This window comes from Actinomadura nitritigenes (genome assembly GCF_017573545.1).
In the GTDB taxonomy this organism is placed as follows: domain Bacteria; phylum Actinomycetota; class Actinomycetes; order Streptosporangiales; family Streptosporangiaceae; genus Spirillospora; species Spirillospora nitritigenes.
The window spans coordinates 239572-258077 of sequence record NZ_JAGEOK010000008.1 but is presented as its reverse complement, the minus strand read 5'-3'; the positions used below and the strand labels follow the sequence as shown (position 1 = coordinate 258077).

Here is an 18506-nt window from a genome sequence, read left to right as displayed (position 1 = left end):
AGGGGAGCAGCGCGTGCAGGTTCGGATCGGCGTGCAGAACGTGCCGAAGGAGATCGTCGTGGAGACCGACCAGTCCGCCGACGAGGTGCAGGAGGCCCTCGCCGGCGCGCTGGCGGAGCCGCGCGGGGTCTTCGTGCTGAAGGACCGGCGCTCGGGGCGGGTCGTCGTGCCCGCCGAGCGGGTCGGCTACCTGGAGATCGCCGAGGACGAGCGGCGCGGCGTGGGCTTCGGTTCGCAGTACGCGTGAGCCGGTGACCGGGGCGGGCCGGTGACCAGGGGCGGGCTGGTGACGCGGCGCGTCCGGTCGGCCGCTTTAGCGGACCTACCGGCAGGTCGGCAAGCGTCTTGACAAAGATTTTGTTTGTTTCCGGAGGAACGGGCATACCGGTTGCGACCAACGGGCCGGAGCTTCCGGCCCCCGGAAACGAAACGGACTGACTGAGATGCTGACGATCCTCTGGTTCATCATCGCCGGTGCCGTGATCGGAGCGCTGGCGCGGCTGATCGTGCCCGGTCGCAACCCGATCGGCATCCTGCTGACGATCGGGGTGGGCATCGTCGGCGCGATCCTCGGCGGCATGATCGCCTCCGCGCTCGGCGCCGGCTGGTTCATCGCGCTCGTCTTCGCGGTCGTGATCGCCGCGATCGGCGTGGCCGCGCTGACCTCGCTCAACAGCCGTGGCGGCGGACGCTGGGGCGGACGCCGCCGCAGCCGCAGCTTCTGACCGGCCCCCTCCGGCCGGGCGACCTCCCGGCTCCCGGCCGGGCACCCCGGCGGCAGGCCCCCGCTCCCCGCAAGCGGGGGCCTTCCCCTGTCCGAGCCCTGTTCCCGCCCTGGTCCGGGGGCCGGGCGGCGGCGGGCCGGCCGTCAGGGCGACGGTGCGGCGACGCCCGCCGCGCGGAAGACGTCCGGGCGGATGAACCGGCCGAGCCGCCGGTAGGGCACGCTGAACGCCCGCCAGGCCCGTCCGCAGGCCATGCTGTAGCCCAGCGCGGGCTCCGGCGGGTAGAAGTCGACGCCCTCGCGCGTCGGCAGCACCTGGACGTGCCCGTCCCTGATCATCGCGGGCGTCACGTCCCCGGTGTCCGGACCCGCCGGCTCGTCCTCGCAGAGGGAGCCGCCGCCGGGCCCGTACTCGACCAGCAGGCGGGTGAAGGCGCGGGTGCCGGCCGGCGTGAGCGCGTCCGCCCGGAAGAAGTCGCGGGGCGGCACGGCGCGGCCGGTGGTGAGGTCGACCGTGACCATCTGCGCCAGAGCCGTGTTCCGGTTCAGGACCGTCCCGCTGAAGGAGTAGCGGACGGAGAACAGCTTCGGCCCGTTCAGCCCCACCTCGTAGGTCACCTTGCCCGTGTAGGGGGTCGGCGGGTCGGCGGTGCCGGTGAAGGCGGACAGGTCGTGGCCGGCCGTTCGCGCCCAGGTTTCGGCGGGCTCGCGGACGACCGCGTTGACCTTCGCCAGCACCGCGGCGGGCAGCCCGCTCAGCTGCGGGTAGCTCGCCGTGACGCGCGTCGCGGGGTGGCCGGTCGTCCGGACGACCGACACGGGCCGCACCCGCAGGTCCGCCCGCGCCTGCGGGGCACCGCCCCCGGAGGCGGCCGTGTAGGCCCCCGCGCCGCCCGCCGCGAGCGCCGCGGTGGCCGCCACCGCGGCGGCGACCTTGGCCCCGGTCGCCGCGAACAGGCCGCCGCCGGCCGCCGCGCCGGCCCCGGCGCCCCCGCCCGCCGCGGCCCCGCCCGCGGCCGCACCACCTGCCGCACCACCTGCCGCACCACCTGCCGCCGCACCTCCCGCAGCCGCCGGGACCAGCCCGGCGGCGGCCAGCGGGAACGCGGCCGCGAACGCCACGGCTGCGCCCGCCAGAGCGCGGACGCCCCGCCCCTCCCAGCCCGGCCCGTACGCCGCGGCGGCGGCCGCCTCCAACTCGGCGGCGAACGCGGCGGCGCCGGGCGGACGGTCCTCCGGGGCCTTGGCCATCCCGCGGACGACCAGGTCGCGCAGTCCCTCCGGGAGGCGCTCGGCCGGGACCGCGCCGTCCAGATGCCCGGCCCGGAGCGCCGGCAGATCCCCGGAGAAGGGCCGGCCGCCGGTCACGCACTCGAAGAACACGCAGGTCGCGGCGTACACGTCGGTGGCCGGCGAGGCGGGCCGCCGCTCCCACTGCTCGGGCGCCATGTAGGCGGGCGTCCCGGACCCGGCGCCGTCCCCGGTCACGGTGGCGATCCCGAAGTCGATCAGCTTGCTCAGCCCGTCCGCCCGGACGACGACGTTGGCGGGCTTGTAGTCGCGGTGCACCACGCCGGCCGCGTGGGCGGCGGCGAGGCCGCGCAGGGACCCCTTCAGCACGGTGAGCGCCGCCTCCGGCTCCAGCGCACCGTGCTCGGCCAGGATCCGCCTGAGCGAGACCCCGTCCACCGCCTCCATCACGAGCGCGGCCCCGCGCGCGGCGCTGACGAACCGGTAGAGCCGGACGACGTGCGGATCGTCGACGCGGCCGAGCATCACCGCCTCGGCGCGCAGCCGCTCGATCGCCTCGTCGTCGCCGTCCCGGCGGACCAGGTACTTGATCGCGACCGGCGCGCCGGCGGTGTCGTGCCGCGCCAGCACCACCCGGCCCTGCGCGCCCGAGCCCAGCTCCCGCACCTCGGTGAAGCCCTCGACGCGCCACGGCGGCGCACCGCTGGACGACGGCTCGACGGACGGCGGCGGGCCGGACGGCGGCGCGTCCCCGGACGGCGGCGCGTCCCCGGGCGGCGGCGCGTCCCCGGGCGGCGCGGCGGGCGGTGGGGCCGTCCCCGACGTGTCGGCCCCGGACGGTTCGATCATGCCCATCAATCTGGGGCACGGGACGCCCGCGGGCAACCGATGATCGTCCGCGGCCCGCGGTGTCCGGATGTGGCCGCCGGGAGGGGTCTCCGCGCCGGTCCGTCCGGGCCCGTTCCACGCCACGGATCGGCGCTGGCGAGCGGGGATGGAATAGACGAAAACGCGGAAACGTTAGGTCTGGTGATCGGCTATTGGTGTATGCAACTGACGGTCGGTACACTGCGTGGCGGAGTGTGACCGCACGCAGCCACAATCAGTGACTGCTTTCAACCCCTGACTGCGGTCGCCGAGACATTTTGATCAACGGCTGGTCCCTCCCGCGCGAGCGCGCGGCCACAGGAAGCGACCGGCGGGCGCGCCAGGACGGCGAAGCCCAGCCGGCGGCGACTGTGACCTCGATCGACAGCGCCCCTGACGGGCCCGCCCGCCGGCATCCCGCCGACGCGGGCGACGAGCCGCGCCGCACCGGGGAGCGAGGACCCCGCATATTGGAGGCTGAAAGCCCTGACTACCTTTCGTGACCTCGGGGTCGTCCCCGAGATAGCCGATGCCCTGCAGGCCGAGGGCATCGTGGAAGCGTTCCCCATCCAGGAGCTCGCCCTGCCGATCGCGCTGGGCGGCCACGACATCATCGGGCAGGCCCGCACCGGCACCGGCAAGACGCTGGCGTTCGGCGCGGCGCTGCTCCAGCGCATCGAGCACGGCGGCAAGAAGCCGCAGGCGCTCGTCGTCGCGCCCACCCGCGAGCTGGCCCTGCAGGTCACCGACGACCTGCTGGTCGCCGGCGGCAAGCTCGGCAGCCGCGTGCTGTCGGTGTACGGCGGTCGCGCCTACGAACCGCAGATCGAGGCGCTGCGCGAGGGCGTCGACGTGGTCGTCGGCACCCCGGGCCGGCTGCTCGACCTGGTCAAGCAGAAGCACCTGGACCTGTCGCAGGTCGGCGTGCTGGTGCTGGACGAGGCCGACCGCATGCTCGACCTCGGGTTCCTGCCCGACATCGAGCGGATCATCGCGAAGGTCCCCGCGCAGCGGCAGACGATGATGTTCTCGGCGACCATGCCGGGCGAGATCGTCGCGCTGTCGCGCCGCTACCTGACCCGCCCGACCAACGTGCGGGCCGAGTCGCACGCCGAGTCCGACGCGACGCCGCAGGTCGTCCAGCACGTCTTCCAGGCCCACCAGATGGACAAGCCGGAGATGCTGGCGCGGCTGCTGCAGGCCGAGGGCCGCGGGCTGACGATGATCTTCTGCCAGACCAAGCGGGCCTGCGACCGGGTCGCCGCCGACCTGGTCCAGCGCGGCTTCGACGCCGCCGCCGTGCACGGCGACCTCGGGCAGAGCCAGCGCGAGCGGGCGCTGCGCGCGTTCCGCAGCGGCAAGATCGGCATGCTGGTCGCCACCGACGTGGCGGCCCGCGGCCTCGACGTCGACGACGTCACCCACGTCGTCAACTACGAGTGCCCGGACAGCGCCGACACCTACGTGCACCGCATCGGCCGCACCGGCCGCGCGGGCAAGGAGGGCGTCGCGGTCACGCTGATCGACTGGGCCGACCTGACCCGGTGGAAGCTGATCAACAGCACGCTCGACCTGCCGTTCGCGGCGCCGGAGGAGACCTACTCCACCTCTCCGCACTTCTTCGAGGCGCTCGGGATCCCCGAGGGCACGAAGGGCACCCTGCCGAAGGAGCACCGCCACGAGCGGGCCGGGCTGGACGCCGAGGAGCTGGAGGACATCGGCGAGACCGGCAAGGTGCGCAGCACCGCGCGCCACGAGGACCGGGAGCGTCCGCGCCCCCGCCGCCGCAAGCGCGCCAGGACCCGCACCCGCGGCGGCCAGCCGATCGAGGGCAAGGCGACCGAGGGCGGCGCGTCCGCGGCCGCCGACGGGGCGTCCGACACCGTCGTCGACGCCGTCGCCACCGAGCGCAAGCGGAGCCGCACCCGGCGCCGCACCCGCGCCGGCAAGCCCGCGGCCGACACGACCGAGGCCACCCAGACGGCCTGACGCCCGCACCGACCGCGAGACACGGCCCGCCCGTGCTCTCGCGGTTCTGTGTTTCTCGCAGTGCCCTCGGCGCCAGGCGCCGGAGCGCCTTCCTTCGGCGGGCGCTGCATCAGAGTGCGGCTAGGTCCCCTGGCGGCCGCGGTCGGACGCTGCTCCGTCGGACGCTGCCTCTCGTAGGCCGAGGGCGGTGGTGGGGTGGTCGGTGACCAGGACGGCGACGCGGGGGTCGCCGAGGAAGCGCCGCATCAGCGGCTCGGCGTTGACCGTCCAGATCATCGCGGGGATCCCGGCGCGGCCGCACTGCCGCAGCACCCCGACACGGGCGAGCCGGTGGTTGAGCGCGACCATGTCCGCGCCGGCGCGGCGGATCTGCCGCAGCGGCGCGAGATCGCGGGCGACGCCCGGCTCCCACAGGTTGCGGCCCACCGACAGGGCCGTCCGGGTCCGCGGGAAGCTCCTCTTGATCTCGACGAGCGAGGCCACCTCGCGGGTCGTCACCACGAACCGGCCGGGCCCGAACGCCTCGATCGCGAGCGCGACGGTCTCGTGCTCGCAGCCGCGCTCCTTCAGGTCCAGGTGGCCCTGCGCGCCGGACGCGGCGATGAGCTCCATGGCCTCGTCCACCAGCGGCAGCGGGCGGGGTGACAGTTCCCTCGCCCGGCGGTAGGACAGCCGTGCCAGCGGCAGCCCGCCGATCTCGCGGTCGTGGTGCACGACCAGCCGTCCGTCGCCGGTGCGCCGGACGTCGATCTCGACGTACTCGGCCCCGGAGCCGGCCGCGTCGCGCAGGCCGTCCAGGCCCGCCTCGTCCCGTCGATGCGCCGAGATCGCCGGCTTCGCTCGCACGCTGCGACGGTACCACCGCGGGGTTTCGCGGCGGTGGCCGGCGGATGCCCGTTTAGTATGGTTGCACTCCGTGAGTACGCCCCGGTTCCTGACCCTGCCCCCCGGCGTGAGCCGGACGACCGTCGAGACGTCGCGCGGCCCTTTCGCCGCGCTGGAGGCGCTCCCGGGGTCGCGGGTGCCCGAGCGGTTTCCCGCCCTCCTCGTGCCGGGCCTCACCGGCAGCAAGGAGGACTTCCTCGCGATGCTGCCGACGCTCGCCGCGTCCGGCCGCCGCGTCGTCGCGATCGACATGCGCGGGCAGCACGAGACGCCGGGCCCGGACGACCCGGACGCCTACGGCCGCGCGGCCCTCGGCACCGACCTCGTGGGGCTGCTGGAGGCGCTCGGCCCGGACCCGGTGCACCTGGTGGGGCACTCGTTCGGGGGGCTGGTGGCGCGGGAGGCGGTCCTGGCCGGGCCAGCGCGGCCGGCGTCGCTGACGCTGATGAGCTCCGGGCCGTCCGCCGTGACGGGGCCGTCCGCGGACAAGGCGCGGGCGCTGCGGGACGCGATCCCCGAGCTGGGCATGGCCGCGATCTGGAGCGTCGGCATGGAGCCCGACTACGTCGCGAGCGGCGTCCAGGCCGACATCCTGGCCTTCCTGAAGGACCGGACGCTCGGCAACTCCGAGGCGGGGCTGGTCGGCATGTCCCGCGAGATCCTCACCGCGCCCGACCGGGTCGACGAGCTCGCCAAGCACTGCGGCGAGACGGGCCTGCGGACCCTCGTCCTGTACGGGGAGGACGACGACGTGTGGGACCCGCGCGTCCAGGCGGAGATGGCGGAGCGGCTGAACGCGGCCAGGGTCGTGATCCCGAGCGCGGCGCACTCCCCCGCCTGGGAGGCGCCGGAGACGACCGCCGCCGCCCTCACCGACTTCTGGAACCAGTCCGAGCACACGCTGAAGTGATCTCCGCGGGCCGGGGCGCGCCGGGCCGTGCGGCGCGCCCCGGCCCGCGGAGGGCCGCTCAGACCGTCGCGGTGAACAGGTAGTTCATCGGCAGGCCCGTGGTGTCGCGGGGCAGCGGCGGCCACGGCCAGCGGCCGAACGAGGCGCCCTCCTCGCCCGGCAACCGCAGCTCGCCGACCGTCCAGCCGCACGCGGCGAGGAGGTCCTCGGGACGGTCGGTGCCCCACAGCCAGGGGCAGCCGTCGGCGCGCAGCCGCGCCAGGCCCTCCTGCGTGAACTCGCTGATCATGGACTGGTGGGACAGCAGGTCCCCGGCCGCGGCGCTGCCGGACGCCGACAGCTCCCCGAGCCTGGCCAGCAGCGCCCGGGCGGCGTCCTCGGGCAGGTAGAACAGCAGGCCCTCGACGATCCACAGGGTGGGGACGGCCGGGTCCCAGCCGGCGGCGCGGAGCTCGCCGTCCCAGGGGCCGGTCAGGTCGGTGCCGATGCCGCGCCGGTCGCAGCGGTGCCGGACCCCCAGCTCCGCGAGCCTCTTCTCCTTCCCTTCCATGAGGTCGGCCTGGTCGAGTTCGTACAGGACGGTCCCGGTCGGCCAGGGCAGCCGGGCCGACCGGGTGTCCAGGCCGGCCGCGACCAGCACGACCTGGGCGTGCGCGGACCGGGTGATCACCTCGTCCAGCCAGCGGGTGCGGACGGCGAGGAACTCGGTGGTGCCGGGGTTGTCGTAGCGCTCCCAGCGCGCGAAGCCCTCGGGCCCGGCGAGGGCCTCGGCGAGGTCGTCGGTGAACAGGGCGTCGGGGCGGCGGGACTCCACCGCGCGGGCGGCGGCCGTCCAGCGGGCCGTCGCGGACACGCCTTCCATGGTCCTTCTCCTTTCGGCGGCGGGCTCAGCGGCGGCCGGCGGTGACGGCGTCGACGAGGCGGCGCATCGACTCGGGGAGCCGGGCGGGCGCCATGTTCCCGTCGGCGTCGGGGCGCACGCAGGCGACCCGCTGCTCCCCGGTGGCGACGAGCTCCTCGCCGTCGGGGCGCTGCCGCCAGTACTCGAACTTCATGGTCATCTGGGTCTGGCCGACCTCGCCGGGGGTCATCCGGACGATCACCTCGTCGAAGATCGTCAGCTCGCGGAGGTACTCGCACTGGCAGCTGACGGTCAGCAGCCGCACCCCGTCGCCGAACCCGGCGACGACGTCGGGGGTGTACTCGCGCAGGCAGAGCTCGCGGGCGCGGCCCTGCCAGCTGACGTAGTTGACGTAGTTGACGTTGCCGAGCAGGTCGGTGTCCTCGATGGTGACGACGTGCCGGTACTCGTAGCCCTTCACGCGGTGGCCCGCTTCCCGGCCGGCTCGGTGAGGACGGCCAGCACGACCGGTTCGGCGACGCCCCGCAGGCCGGTCGCCATGGTCGCGACGCGGACGTCCCCGGCGGCCAGCACCGCCCAGCCGTCCTCGTGGGTGGAGTGCAGGGTGAACGGGGTCCCGGCGGGCAGTCCCGCCTTGACCGCCGACTCCCCCGCCGCCCACACGCGGGTCGCGGCCGTGTCGAGGTCCTCGGCGGTGTCGGCGCGCTCGGTGAGGGCTTCGGCGAGCGCGAGGCCGTCCGCGCCGAGCAGGCCGGCCCAGGCGCCGCGGTCGCGTGCGGTGACCGTCTCCAGGTCGCAGCCGGGGGTGCTGGTGGCGAGGGTGACGCCGGAGCAGTGCGCGAGCGAGACGGTCTCGCCGGTGCTCGCCTCCGGCTTGCCGTCCGGGCGGTGCCGCAGCGCGACGTCCCCGCCGAGCAGCCGCCGGACGGCCAGCCCGGCGGCCTCGCGCCGGGACGCGCCGTCCGGGTCGGTGTCGATCGCCGCGCGCCCGGCCAGGCCGAACGCGACGAGGGCGTGCTCGACGTAGGGGCCGAGGAGGGCGGGCACCCAGCCGGCGGGGAGCGGGAACTTCTCCACCATCCGGGTCGTGAAGCCCTCCCAGGTCTCGATCAGCTCGCCGTCCTCGTCGGTGACCTCCATGTCCCAGCAGTCCTCGTCCACCCGGTAGCGGGCGTGGACGAACGCGGGCGCCGCGCCGGTGCCCGGGCCGGGGACGAGCCGCCGCACGCCCGCCGGGATCGCCAGGACGGTCGGCGCGCACAGTGCCAGCGGCTGCATGTAGGCGTCGCGGGCGGCGGGGTCGCCGAGCAGCAGCGTCGGCGGCAGGTAGCGGCCGAACCAGCCGACGCGGGTGTCGGGCAGCAGCCGGGCGGTGACGTGCGTGGCGTCGGCGCGCCGGATGTCGCCCATCAGCCGGAACCGGGGGCCGTGGAACAGCATCGGCCCGTACAGCTCGGTCTGCGGGTCGATCGCCATGGGCGGCAGCGCGGCGTTCTCCGGCCGGACGAGCCCGGTGCCCTTCGGCGTCGCGGCCGGCGCCTCGCAGACCGCCCGGAAGTGGTCCACCTGGAAGTTGGTGGTGCTGCACCGGACGACGGTCGTGACGGCGCCGGACTCGTCCCGCAGCGCCGCGACCCGGACGGTGACCGGAGCGTCCTGCGCGACCGCGATGGCCCGCAGGAACTCGACGTCGGTCAGGACCGGAGCGGTGCCCGCCCCGGAGCCCGCCTCGATGTCGAGGCCGAGGAGCGCCGCCGCGGCCTGCGCCATGATCTCCATGCCGACGGTGCCGGGCAGGACGGCCTCGGTGCCGCCGCCGAACACGTGCTCGGCGAGGTACGGGTCGCTCGCCCAGGTGACCTCGGAGTCGGCGACCAGCTCGATGCCGGGGTAGTTCACCCGGGGCCGCTCCAGGAACCGCAGCAGCGGCGGCTCGTCCGCGCCGAACGACACGGTCGGCATCTCGCCGAACCGTCCGGTGACGACGGCGACGACGGGCGCGTCCGGGTCGGCGACCAGCGCCCGCAGCATCGCCACGCCCTGGTCCGGGGTGATCGTGGTGACGCCGGCGCGGGACAGGTTCTCGACGGAGCCGAGCCGCTCGCCCATCCCGACGCCCGACCACAGCGACCACTCGACGGCGCGGAACCGGCAGTGCGGCAGCTCGGCGGCGAGCCGCTCGACCAGGTCGCTCTGCCATTCGTTGGCGGCGGCGTAGTGGGCCTCGCCGCGCAGCCCGGCGCGTCCGGTCATGCTGCCGAACGTGACGACGAGCCGCAGGGCCGCCGTGTCGACGGCGGCGAGGACGGCCTCCAGCCCGGCGACCTTCGGGTCGATCGTGCGGGCGTAGTCGTCGTCGGTCAGCTCTTCGAGGAGCTTCGGGACGTTACCGCCCGCGCCGTGCAGGACGGCGGTGACCGTCCCGAGCTCCGCCTCCGCCTCGGCGACGATCTCGGCGACCCGGGCGGCGTCGGTGACGTCGGCGCGCAGGTAGCGGGCGGTGACGCCGGCGGCCGCCATGCGTTCGAGGTTGGCGGCCAGCTCCGCGTCGCCGGCCGGGTCGGACCGTCCGACCAGGGCGAGCCTGGCGCCGCTCTCGCGGGCCAGGGCGAGGGCGCACTCGGCGGAGATGCCCTTGCCGCCGCCCGTGACGAGCAGGACGTCGTCCGGGCCGAGCGGCAGGTCGGTGCCGTGCGGCGCGACCGGCGCGAGGACGGGCTCGCGGCGGACGCCGCCCTCGTGGATCACCTCGCGGAACCGGGTCGTGGCGGCGGCGTCCGCCGCGACCAGGGCCGGGGCCGCCGGGTCGGCGAGGTCGGCGGACACGACGGTCGTCGCCACCCAGGGCGCCTCCAGGTGCAGGGTCTTGGCGAACCCGGCCGCGCCGGGGCCGTCCTGGACGAGCACGCAGCGCGTCACGTCCTTGCCGGAGAGGACGGCGGCGGCGCCCGCGCGCAGCGTCGCGAGCCGCTCCTCCCCCGGCGGGACGATCACCAGGACGCCCTCGCCCAGCTCGGCGGCCTCCAGCGCCTCGCGCAGCGCGCCGGCGGCCGGGTGGTCGCCGACGACCTGCCAGGCGCCCGGGGTCCGCGGCGCGGCCCGTCCGGGCACGGCGGTCGCGCGGCGGTCCACCGCGAACGCCCGCACCCACGGGCCCACGCCCGGCGGGACGATCTTCGCGGCGGCGGCCTCGGTGTCCTCCGCTCCGGCGCCGCCGGTCGCGACCAGCTCCTGCAGCGTCTCGGCGACCTGGCCGAGCGTCGCGGTCGCGTAACCGGTCGGGGCGGCGGTCTCCGCCAGGTCGAGGGTCCGCATGGCCTCCCCGACCAGCTCCGACACCACGATGGAGCTGAGGTGCAGGTCGTCGAGGAACTTGCTGTCAGCCTGGACGGCTTCGAGGGGGAACTCGGCGCGGCGCGCCACCAGCGTGCGCATCAGCATCAGCGGGTCACCGGTGTCCACCTCGCCCGGGACGTCGCCGCCCGGCGCGCTCCCGCCGGACGTGGCGGCCCGCGCGGACGCGTCGGCGAGCAGCGCCGTGTCCACCTCCGGGACGATCTCGCAGAAGTTGGCGATGAAGGCCGGTTCGGCGTCCGGGTCGAACGGGCGGATCAGCCGGTCGGCGAACAGGTCGGCGACGCGGACGCCCGCGCCCGCGGCGAACGCGGCGCCGAGCGCGGCGAGCAGCCCGCCGAGCGAGTCCTCGTCGGTGCGGGTCGCGACGGCCGGGACGCCGGTCATCTCGCGGGCCAGGTGGGTGAGGACCTGCCCGGGCCCGACCTCGATCAGCAGGTCGGCTCCGTCCGTGCCGTTCGAGGGGGGACGACCCCCCGCACCCCCCGAGTCGCCTCCGGCTCCGTCCGTGCCGTTCGAGGGGGGACGACCCCCCGCACCCCCCGAGTCGCCTCCGGCTCCGTTCACGGCGGCCGTGAGGGCCTCGGCGAACAGCACCGGCGCGGTGATCTGCTCGCGCAGCAGCGCGCGCAGCTCGTCCGGCGCCATCGCGGCGGGCAGCGGCGCGCCGGTCACGGTCGAGAACACCTGGCGGCGCGGCCCGGCGAGGGGCTCCTCGCCGAGCCGTCCGGCGAACGCGTCGGCGGCGGGCGCGACCAGCGGCGAGTGGAACGCGTGCGACACCGGCAGCCGGACGGCCTGGAGCCCGGCCCGGGTCGCGCGGCCGATCACCCGCAGCAGCCCGTCGGACGGCCCGGACACCACCGTCTGCCTCGGCCCGTTGCGGCCCGCGATGACGACGCCGTCGTCCTGCTCGGCCAGCAGCGCGGCGACCGTCTCCGCGTCGGCGGACACGCTCGCCATCGAACCGCCGTCCTCGGCCAGCTCGCTCATCGTCGCGCCGCGCGCCGCCGCGATCCGCAGCAGCGCGTCCTCGTCGAGGGCGTCCGCCCAGTGCAGCGCGGTGATCTCGCCGAGGCTGTGCCCGACGGCCGCCTGCGCCTGCACGCCGAGCCCGGTCAGCACCCGCAGCCCCGCCGCCGACGCGGTCGCGATGCGCGGCTGCGCCACCGCCGTCTCCACCTGGTCGGCGCCGGCCGGCAGCGCGGCCGTCTCGTACAGCTCGTCGACCGTGTCGAAGCGCCGGCGCAGCGCCCCGCCGTCGGAGCGGGTGCCCGACCCCTGGCCGGGGAACAGGAACACGATGCGCGGCAGCCCGCCGGGCCCGCCGACGAACACGCCGGCCGCCGGGTCGATGTGCCGGGCGGTCCCCTCTCCGGCGAGTTCGGCGACGCGGCGCAGGCCCGCCGCCAGCTTCGCCGGGGCGCTCGCGACGACCGCGGCCCGCCACGGCCGCCGGTCCAGCCGCCCGGCGAGGTGCGCGGCGAGGTCGGGCAGCTCGGACCGCGCCGCCGCCTCCGCCACCGCGGCCAGCGCGGTCGCGCGCTCGGCCAGCGCCGCCGGCGAGTCGGCGTCCAGCGCGAACAGCTCCGCGTCCTGCGGCGAGTTGATCACCGAGCGGGTCCGGTTGTCGACGCGCGCGCGGCGGGACGGGCGCGGCGCCTCGACCACCACGTGCGTGTTGATGCCGCCGAAGCCCATCGCGCTGACGCCCGCCCGCAGCGGCACGCCCTCCGGCCACGCCTCGCCCTTGCGCAGGACGCGCAGCGCGTCGCCGCCCGCGTCCAGCAGCGGGTGCGGCCGCTCGCACCCCGTCGTCGGCGGCAGCACGCCCGTCCCGGCCGCCTTGACGCCCTTGATCAGCCCGGCGATGCCCGCCGCGGCCTTGGTGTGCCCGATGTTCGCCTTGATCGAGCCGACCGCCGCGGGGATCCCGTTCGCGCCCGCCGCGCGGCGCGCCTCGATCAGCGTCTCCAGCTCGGCCGCGTCGCCGACCGCCGTCCCGGTGCCGTGGCCCTCGAAGTAGCCGACCTCGTCCGGGCCGAACCCGGCGCGCCGGTACGCCCGGTCCAGCGCGAGCCGCTGCCCGTCGGTCTCCGGCCGGGTGATGCCGCCCGCGCCGTCGGACGACACGCCCCATCCGTCGATGAAGCCGTGCACGTGGTGGCCGCGCGCGACGGCGTCCTCCTCGCGCATCAGCACGACCATCCCGCAGCCCTCGCCGGGCCAGAACCCGGCCGACCGCTGGTCGTAGACGCGCATCTCCTCGACGGCCAGCGCGCCCGCGCGCGAGAACCCGATCAGCTCCGTGGCGTCCACGCTGATGTCCACGCCGCCCGCGACCGCGAGGTCCATGTCGCCGGAGACCAGCGCGTTGCACGCCGTGATCACCGACAGCAGCGACGACGCGCACGCGCCGTCCACGACGTAGCCGCCGCCGTTGAAGTCGAAGTGGTTGCAGATCCGCCCGGCGATCGTGTTGGACAGCCCGCCGGCCAGCGAGTCGCCGTCCGGCACCGGGAACGGCGCCTTGTAGGAGTGCTCCAGCTCCGCCAGCAGCGCCGCGAGCCGGTCGCCCGCCACGTCGTCCTTGAGCGCGTCCGCGACCACCCGCCGCACGTAGGGCCAGCGCAGCCGCATCTGCGCGGCCCGGATGCCCTCGCCGGTCAGCGAGTTGCCGACCAGCACCCCGGTGGTCTCGCCCGGCGCGCCGCGCCCCTCCGGGAACCCGGCGTCGGCCAGCGCCTCCGCCGCCGTCTCGAGCGCCAGCCAGTGCGTCAGGTCCGCGTTGCGGAACGTCGACCCGGCGACCTTGAACCGGACCCGGTCGAACTCCCAGTCGCGCAGCAGCGCGGCCTCGGTGATGTAGATCTGGTCGGCCGAGTCGCGGTCGGCGCTGTAGTAGTCCTCCAGCCTGATCCGCGTGGACGGGATGCGCCGGAACGACCGGCGCCCGGCCAGCACGTTGTCCCACAGCTCGCCGGGGTCCGCGGCGTCCGGGAACCGGCACGCCATGCCGACGATCGCTATTCGAGAATTCACGGAAACCCTCCAGAAGCGGGGAGGCGAGCGGCTCTTGTTTCCCCTCCACCCGGAATACGGGCATGCCGGAATGACCGCCGGGCCCATGAGTGAAGGAAATACGGCGACCGCCGCGAATGGCGTCCCGAGAGCGCGCGAGCGACGACGTCGACGCCCGCTCCACTCCAAGATCAACCTAAGTTACTCGACTGTAGGCAAGCACTCTCGCCGACGTCAAGGGACCGGACCGTTCATCCGATGACAAATTTCCACCCCTCAGGAGACCATTCTCGCCCGGCCCGTGCCCCGCGCCACGCGTTTCCACCCGCCCGCCCCCGGAGCGCCCTCTCATGCCCCTTTGCCCGTTTCACCGCACACACCGCGACTACGGCGGAGCCGAAAGTGATGCCATCCTCCGTAATGGACGGCCCACCCAATAGGGGCCACAGAAGAATGAAAATTCAACCGCCCGCGCCACCAGCGGCCGTCACGGTCGGCGACCGGAAAACCGCGCAGCGGAACCGCGATGCTCCTACCCTGGTGGCATGCCGGTGGATTACCGAGCCCCGAACATCAACGCGCGCAGCCTCGGGCAGCAGCTGCGGAAGATCCGGGAGCTCCTCGAGCTGTCCTACCCCGACGCCGCCGCGCTCCTCGGCCGCGACGCCGACTGGCTGGCCCGCGTCGAGACGGGCTTCGGCGACGTCACCCCCGAGCAGGTCGGCGCGATCCTCGACGCCTACGGCGCGCCGGACCGGGTCCGCGCGGTCCTCGTCGACCTCGCGACCCGGCCCGAGGGCCCGCCCTGGCTGGCGCGCCACGTCGGCCGCCTGAAGGCCCTCGTCCGCGACATCTACACCGTCGAGTCGGAGTCCCCGTACATCCACACGTTCGGCATCTCCCGCATGCCCGAGCTGGTCTGGTGCGAGGAGTACGCCCGCCTGGTCTTCGGGGTCCGCGAGGCGGACCCGGACGAGGAGTGGGACCTGCTCCGCAACCGCCAGGAGCACCGCCCCCTCGGCGAGCCCCGCACCCTCGACGTGATCATCGACGGCTACATGCTGGAGAGTCCCGGCGGCCGAGCCGACGTCCTGCACGCCCAGGTCACGCACCTGCTCGACCTCGCCACCGACGCCCGCGCGACCGTCCGGGTCGTCCCCACGGGCGCCGGCGCGTACGCGGGCCTCCACGGCGCCTTCGACGTCCTGGAGTTCCCGGGCGTCACCGAGCGGATCTCCCTCGTCCACTCCGCCCTCGGCATCGACACCGCCCAGGCCGACCTGTGGGACACGTGGAAGCTCGTCGAGGAGAAGGCCCTCACCCCCGCCGCCTCCCGCGCCCTCCTGGAGACCACCCGCACCACCCTCGCCGCCCGGTGACGCACCCGCGGGCGGGCCGCGCGCGAACGGGCGGTCAGCCGAAGGCGACGCGGGTGACGTGGTCGGTGACCGGGGGCAGGCAGGTGCCGCTGCTGCACGCGGCGTAGGAGATCACGACCTCGGCCGAGCGTCCCGTCTTCCGGACGGGCAGGGAGAGCGTGACCGGGCCGTCCGGATAGACGGGCAAGCTCACCCCCAGCGAAGGAAGGACGAGCGTCCGTACGGGACGGTCGGCGGTGGAGCGTCCGGTGGCGGTCAAGCCGCCCCGCACATCCAGCCTCGTCGCGACGCCCAGGCCGTCCACGCCGCCGGCCGGGAGGTCCACGCTGTAGACATAGAATCCCGGACGTAGAGGCCGGTACACCGCCTTCACCGCCGTGTCCGTCACGCTGACCGACACCTCGACGCCGCCCTCGGTGAAGCGGGTGGACCGCTCAGGGGCGCTCTTGTGGCCGCCGCATCCGCCGACCAGCAGCACGAGTGCGACCAGGATCGCCCACCTCACCGCCAACGCTTCAGGAAGCCCGCCACCTGCTTCGGCGACAGCGAGCGCGCGGTGGCGAACGAGCCGTCGTTGGTCGTCGTCCTGACCTTCCCGGCGCCGGAGAGGACCACCAGTGCGGGGATTCCGCTGGTCTCCAGGTTCAGCCCGTACTGCTCTGCCAATCGGACGTTGTGGTCGAACCGGCCGACATCGATGGAGACGACGTGGTAGCGGGCGAGGACCGGCCGGACCGTCGCCGTCCGGAAGGTGCGTCCGAGCATGACGCAGTCCGGGCACCAGTCCGCGCCGAAGTCGAGGAGCACCGGGCGCCCGTCGCGCTCGGCCCGCGCGAGCGCGGCGGCGATGTCGGCCATCGCGTCCCGGGCGGGGTCGTACCCCTCCCGGATCGGCTCGGCGGTGGCCGCGGGCCGCGCGGCGGCGGGAGTCGACGGGGCCGCCGCCGGCGGGGAGCCGCTGCCGAGCGGGAAAGCCTTTCACACCTGCGAGCGGATCCGCCGAGGCGGCTCGCGGAGGCGAAGGTCATACTCGGGGGATGGGGAAGAGTTATGAGCGTATTGAGGGCAGGCTGCGGGCGTTCATCGAGGCGCAGCACATCTTCTTCACCGCGACGGCGCCGCTGGACGGGAACGGCACCGTCAACCTTTCACCGAAGGGCCTGACCGGGTCGTTCGCGGTGCTCGACGAGCTCACCGTCGCCTATCTCGACTTCGCGGGCAGCAACGCCGAGACGATCGCCCACCTGCGGGAGAACGGCCGGATCACGCTGATGTGGTGCGCGTTCGACGGCCCGCCGAACATCGTGCGGGTGCACGGGCGGGGCGAGCCGGTGTTCCGCGACGATCCGCGCTGGGGCGAGCTGATGCGCCATTTCCCGGACATCGACCCGACCTCGCACGGGCTGCGGGCGATCATCGTCGTCCGGGCCGAGAAGATCCGCGACACCTGCGGGTACGCCGTCCCGTTCATGACGTACGAGGAGGACCGCCCGCTGCACGGGTCGCGGTTCGCGCGGGAGACCGACGAGTCGCTCGACGCGTACTTCCACAAGAAGGAGCACGTCGCGACCAGCATCGACGGCCTGCCGGGCCTGCCCCTGCCGCTGCCCCCGCTCCCCCGGGAGACCTGACCCCGCCCGGCCGGGGCCGGGCGGGGATCTTCAGGGGCGTTGGAAGGGCGTCGTGACGGCGGCGGTGGTCAGCAGGGCCGTGAGGTGGGTCATGGGAACCCCCGTCGCCGTGTCCTGCACCGCCTTCATGCCCAGGTAGCGGTACGTGCCCGGGGCGAGGATGATCTCCACGCGCACCGTGTCCCCCGGGTCGCCGAAGGACCTGGCCAGCGCGATGCCCTGCCGTCCGAGCGCGTCCCTCTCGCTGTGGACGACGTCGACGCCGGGAACCGTCGCGAGCGTCTGGAACAGCGCGGCCCGCAGCTCGGGCGGGAGCGGCATGCGCAGCAGCCGGCCGATGCGGTTGAAGACGAGCTGGTCGCGCGGCCCCTTGTCGTCCGCGTTCTGGCCCCTGCCGTGAGCGGCGTCGGAGTACAGCCGCTCGCGAAGCGCGGACGGGCCGGTCGGCAGGGTGCGGACGTCGGCGTGCGGGCGCCGGTCGACGTCGCCGTCTCGGAGGGTCGGAACCCAGCGCCCCGGTTCATGGAGGTCGCAGCGGCCGCCGGGCCGCTCCGGGAGGGTGGTTCCAGCCGCCATCGAGCCGTCCCGCCGGAGCCAGGTCTCCTCGCACTGCGTTCCGTGCTCGTCGGGCCAGACGACCAGCTGCATCGTGTAGCTGTACGCGGCCGGCCTGACCGGGGGGCCGCTGCGGGCGGTGGCCGCGGCGTCGCGCAGCACCTCCGCGGCGGCGGCCGTCGCCGATCCGCGGCCCTCCGGCGCGACGACCTGCGCCATCGTGATCGCGACGGCGGCGGCCACCGCGGCGGTCCCGGCGAGGAGGCCCATGGCCGCCGGTCGCGGGACGCGCGGCGGCCACCGGCGCGCGGGCCGCGCGGCGGCGGCGAGCCGGTCGCGCCCCGTCCGCAGCGCGGCGTCCGTGGGCGGGGCCACGTCGGGCCTGGCCTCGCGCAGCAGCGCCATCTCATCCATCGGTGTCCTCCTCGGTGGGGTCGGCGCCGCCGAGCGCCGCGCGGAGCCGGGCCCGGCCGCGCGACAGGCGGGACCGGACGGTGCCCACGGGGACGTCCAGCGCCGCGGCCACCTCCTCGTAGCTCAGGTCGGCCCAGGCCACCAGGAGCAGCGCCTCCCGGTAGACCTCGGGCAGGTCGGCGAGCGCCCGGGCGAGCGGCCCGCGAAGGGCCTGCGCGCTCACCCGCGCCTCGGTGTCGACGGGCTCGGCCGCGGTCTCGCCGCCGAGCCGTTCCAGCAGCAGGTAGCGGGCCGTCTCGGCCTTGCGGTGCCGGGCGACGAGCCGGGTCGCGATCCCGTACAGCCACGGCCGGGCGTCCGCGCGGGCCAGGTCGTAGCGCCGCCGCTTGCGGAAGGCGATCAGGAACGTCTCGGCCATCAGGTCGTCGGCCGTGTCGGGTCCGAGGCGGCGCGCGACGTACCGGTGGATCGCGGGCGCGTGCCGGTCGTACACGGCGGTGAACGCGTCCGGCTCCGCGAGGGATCTGCGGATCAGCTCGGCGTCGCCCTGCGCCGTCGCGGGCGGACGGCCCGGCCGGGCCCGGATACCGATCACCACGCGGCCGGCGGTGTCGACGGCTCTGTCATCGGGGGGCCTCCCAGGGTCGCGGTGTGCCTACACCGG

The 18506-nt window shown here is 75.3% G+C and carries 15 protein-coding genes; 6 read left to right on the top strand and 9 right to left on the bottom strand.

Annotated elements, in window-relative coordinates; genetic code table 11:
• The first annotated feature begins 13 nt into the window (after window positions 1-13).
• Both J4557_RS14670 and J4557_RS14665 read left to right on the top strand, forming a co-directional pair.
• Window positions 14-247 carry a DUF3107 domain-containing protein gene (locus tag J4557_RS14670; protein WP_173099177.1) on the top strand — a complete coding sequence of 78 codons (234 nt, stop codon included), beginning with the start codon at window positions 14-16 and terminating at the stop codon, window positions 245-247.
• A 196-nt stretch (window positions 248-443) separates the two neighbouring features.
• Window positions 444-725: a GlsB/YeaQ/YmgE family stress response membrane protein gene (locus J4557_RS14665; RefSeq protein ID WP_208267056.1), complete on the top strand. Its 282-nt coding sequence runs from the start codon at window positions 444-446 to the stop codon at window positions 723-725.
• 143 nt (window positions 726-868) lie between these two features.
• On the opposite strand, the gene J4557_RS14660 is transcribed toward J4557_RS14665, so the two are convergent.
• Entirely contained in the window at window positions 869-2824 is a 1956-nt protein-coding gene (locus J4557_RS14660) for a protein kinase domain-containing protein (protein WP_208267055.1), read from the bottom strand.
• A 570-nt stretch (window positions 2825-3394) separates the two neighbouring features.
• Here J4557_RS14660 and J4557_RS14655 point away from each other — a divergent pair.
• Window positions 3395-4831, top strand: a complete 1437-nt coding sequence (locus J4557_RS14655; protein ID WP_307799788.1) for a DEAD/DEAH box helicase — start codon at window positions 3395-3397, stop codon at window positions 4829-4831.
• A 120-nt stretch (window positions 4832-4951) separates the two neighbouring features.
• Here the strand turns inward: J4557_RS14655 and J4557_RS14650 are convergent, their stop codons facing one another.
• Window positions 4952-5677, bottom strand: a complete 726-nt coding sequence (locus J4557_RS14650) for a glycerophosphodiester phosphodiesterase (protein WP_208267054.1) — start codon at window positions 5675-5677, stop codon at window positions 4952-4954.
• A gap of 70 nt (window positions 5678-5747) precedes the next feature.
• On the opposite strand from J4557_RS14650, the gene J4557_RS14645 reads away from it, so the two are divergent.
• Window positions 5748-6626, top strand: a complete 879-nt coding sequence (locus tag J4557_RS14645; RefSeq protein ID WP_208267053.1) for an alpha/beta fold hydrolase — start codon at window positions 5748-5750, stop codon at window positions 6624-6626.
• Between the two features lie 58 nt (window positions 6627-6684).
• On the opposite strand, the gene J4557_RS14640 is transcribed toward J4557_RS14645, so the two are convergent.
• Genes J4557_RS14640 through J4557_RS14630 form a run of 3 tightly spaced genes read right to left on the bottom strand, consistent with a single transcriptional unit; the run spans window position 6685 to window position 13884 of the window.
• Window positions 6685-7488 carry a class I SAM-dependent methyltransferase gene (locus J4557_RS14640; RefSeq protein ID WP_208267052.1) on the bottom strand — a complete coding sequence of 268 codons (804 nt, stop codon included), beginning with the start codon at window positions 7486-7488 and terminating at the stop codon, window positions 6685-6687.
• A 25-nt stretch (window positions 7489-7513) separates the two neighbouring features.
• Complete coding sequence (locus J4557_RS14635) at window positions 7514-7948, bottom strand: acyl-CoA thioesterase (RefSeq protein ID WP_208267051.1); 435 nt, start codon at window positions 7946-7948, stop codon at window positions 7514-7516.
• Window positions 7945-13884 carry an SDR family NAD(P)-dependent oxidoreductase gene (locus tag J4557_RS14630; RefSeq protein ID WP_208267050.1) on the bottom strand — a complete coding sequence of 1980 codons (5940 nt, stop codon included), beginning with the start codon at window positions 13882-13884 and terminating at the stop codon, window positions 7945-7947. Before J4557_RS14630 ends, J4557_RS14635 begins: the two co-directional genes overlap by 4 nt.
• Before the next feature lie 524 nt (window positions 13885-14408).
• Between J4557_RS14630 and J4557_RS14625 the strand changes: the two genes are divergently transcribed.
• The gene (locus J4557_RS14625; protein WP_208267049.1) at window positions 14409-15242 is read left to right on the top strand and encodes a helix-turn-helix domain-containing protein; all 834 of its coding nucleotides are present in this window, start codon (window positions 14409-14411) and stop codon (window positions 15240-15242) included.
• Window positions 15243-15276: 34 nt separating this feature from the next.
• Here the strand turns inward: J4557_RS14625 and J4557_RS14620 are convergent, their stop codons facing one another.
• Together J4557_RS14620 and J4557_RS14615 are read right to left on the bottom strand one after the other, a co-directional pair.
• Window positions 15277-15747: a hypothetical protein gene (locus J4557_RS14620; protein WP_208267048.1), complete on the bottom strand. Its 471-nt coding sequence runs from the start codon at window positions 15745-15747 to the stop codon at window positions 15277-15279.
• Complete coding sequence (locus tag J4557_RS14615; RefSeq protein WP_208267047.1) at window positions 15744-16100, bottom strand: thioredoxin family protein; 357 nt, start codon at window positions 16098-16100, stop codon at window positions 15744-15746. The genes J4557_RS14620 and J4557_RS14615 overlap by 4 nt, the downstream gene beginning before the upstream one ends.
• Window positions 16101-16279: 179 nt before the next feature.
• Here J4557_RS14615 and J4557_RS14610 point away from each other — a divergent pair, with 179 nt between their 5' ends.
• Window positions 16280-16873, top strand: a complete 594-nt coding sequence (locus J4557_RS14610; protein WP_208267046.1) for a pyridoxamine 5'-phosphate oxidase family protein — start codon at window positions 16280-16282, stop codon at window positions 16871-16873.
• A gap of 30 nt (window positions 16874-16903) precedes the next feature.
• Here the strand turns inward: J4557_RS14610 and J4557_RS14605 are convergent, their stop codons facing one another.
• Both J4557_RS14605 and J4557_RS14600 read right to left on the bottom strand, forming a co-directional pair.
• A complete protein-coding gene (locus tag J4557_RS14605) occupies window positions 16904-17842 on the bottom strand; it encodes a CU044_5270 family protein (protein WP_208267045.1) in 939 nt (312 codons plus the stop codon).
• Window positions 17835-18440 carry an RNA polymerase sigma factor gene (locus tag J4557_RS14600; RefSeq protein WP_307799786.1) on the bottom strand — a complete coding sequence of 202 codons (606 nt, stop codon included), beginning with the start codon at window positions 18438-18440 and terminating at the stop codon, window positions 17835-17837. Before J4557_RS14600 ends, J4557_RS14605 begins: the two co-directional genes overlap by 8 nt.
• Window positions 18441-18506: the final 66 nt, after the last annotated feature.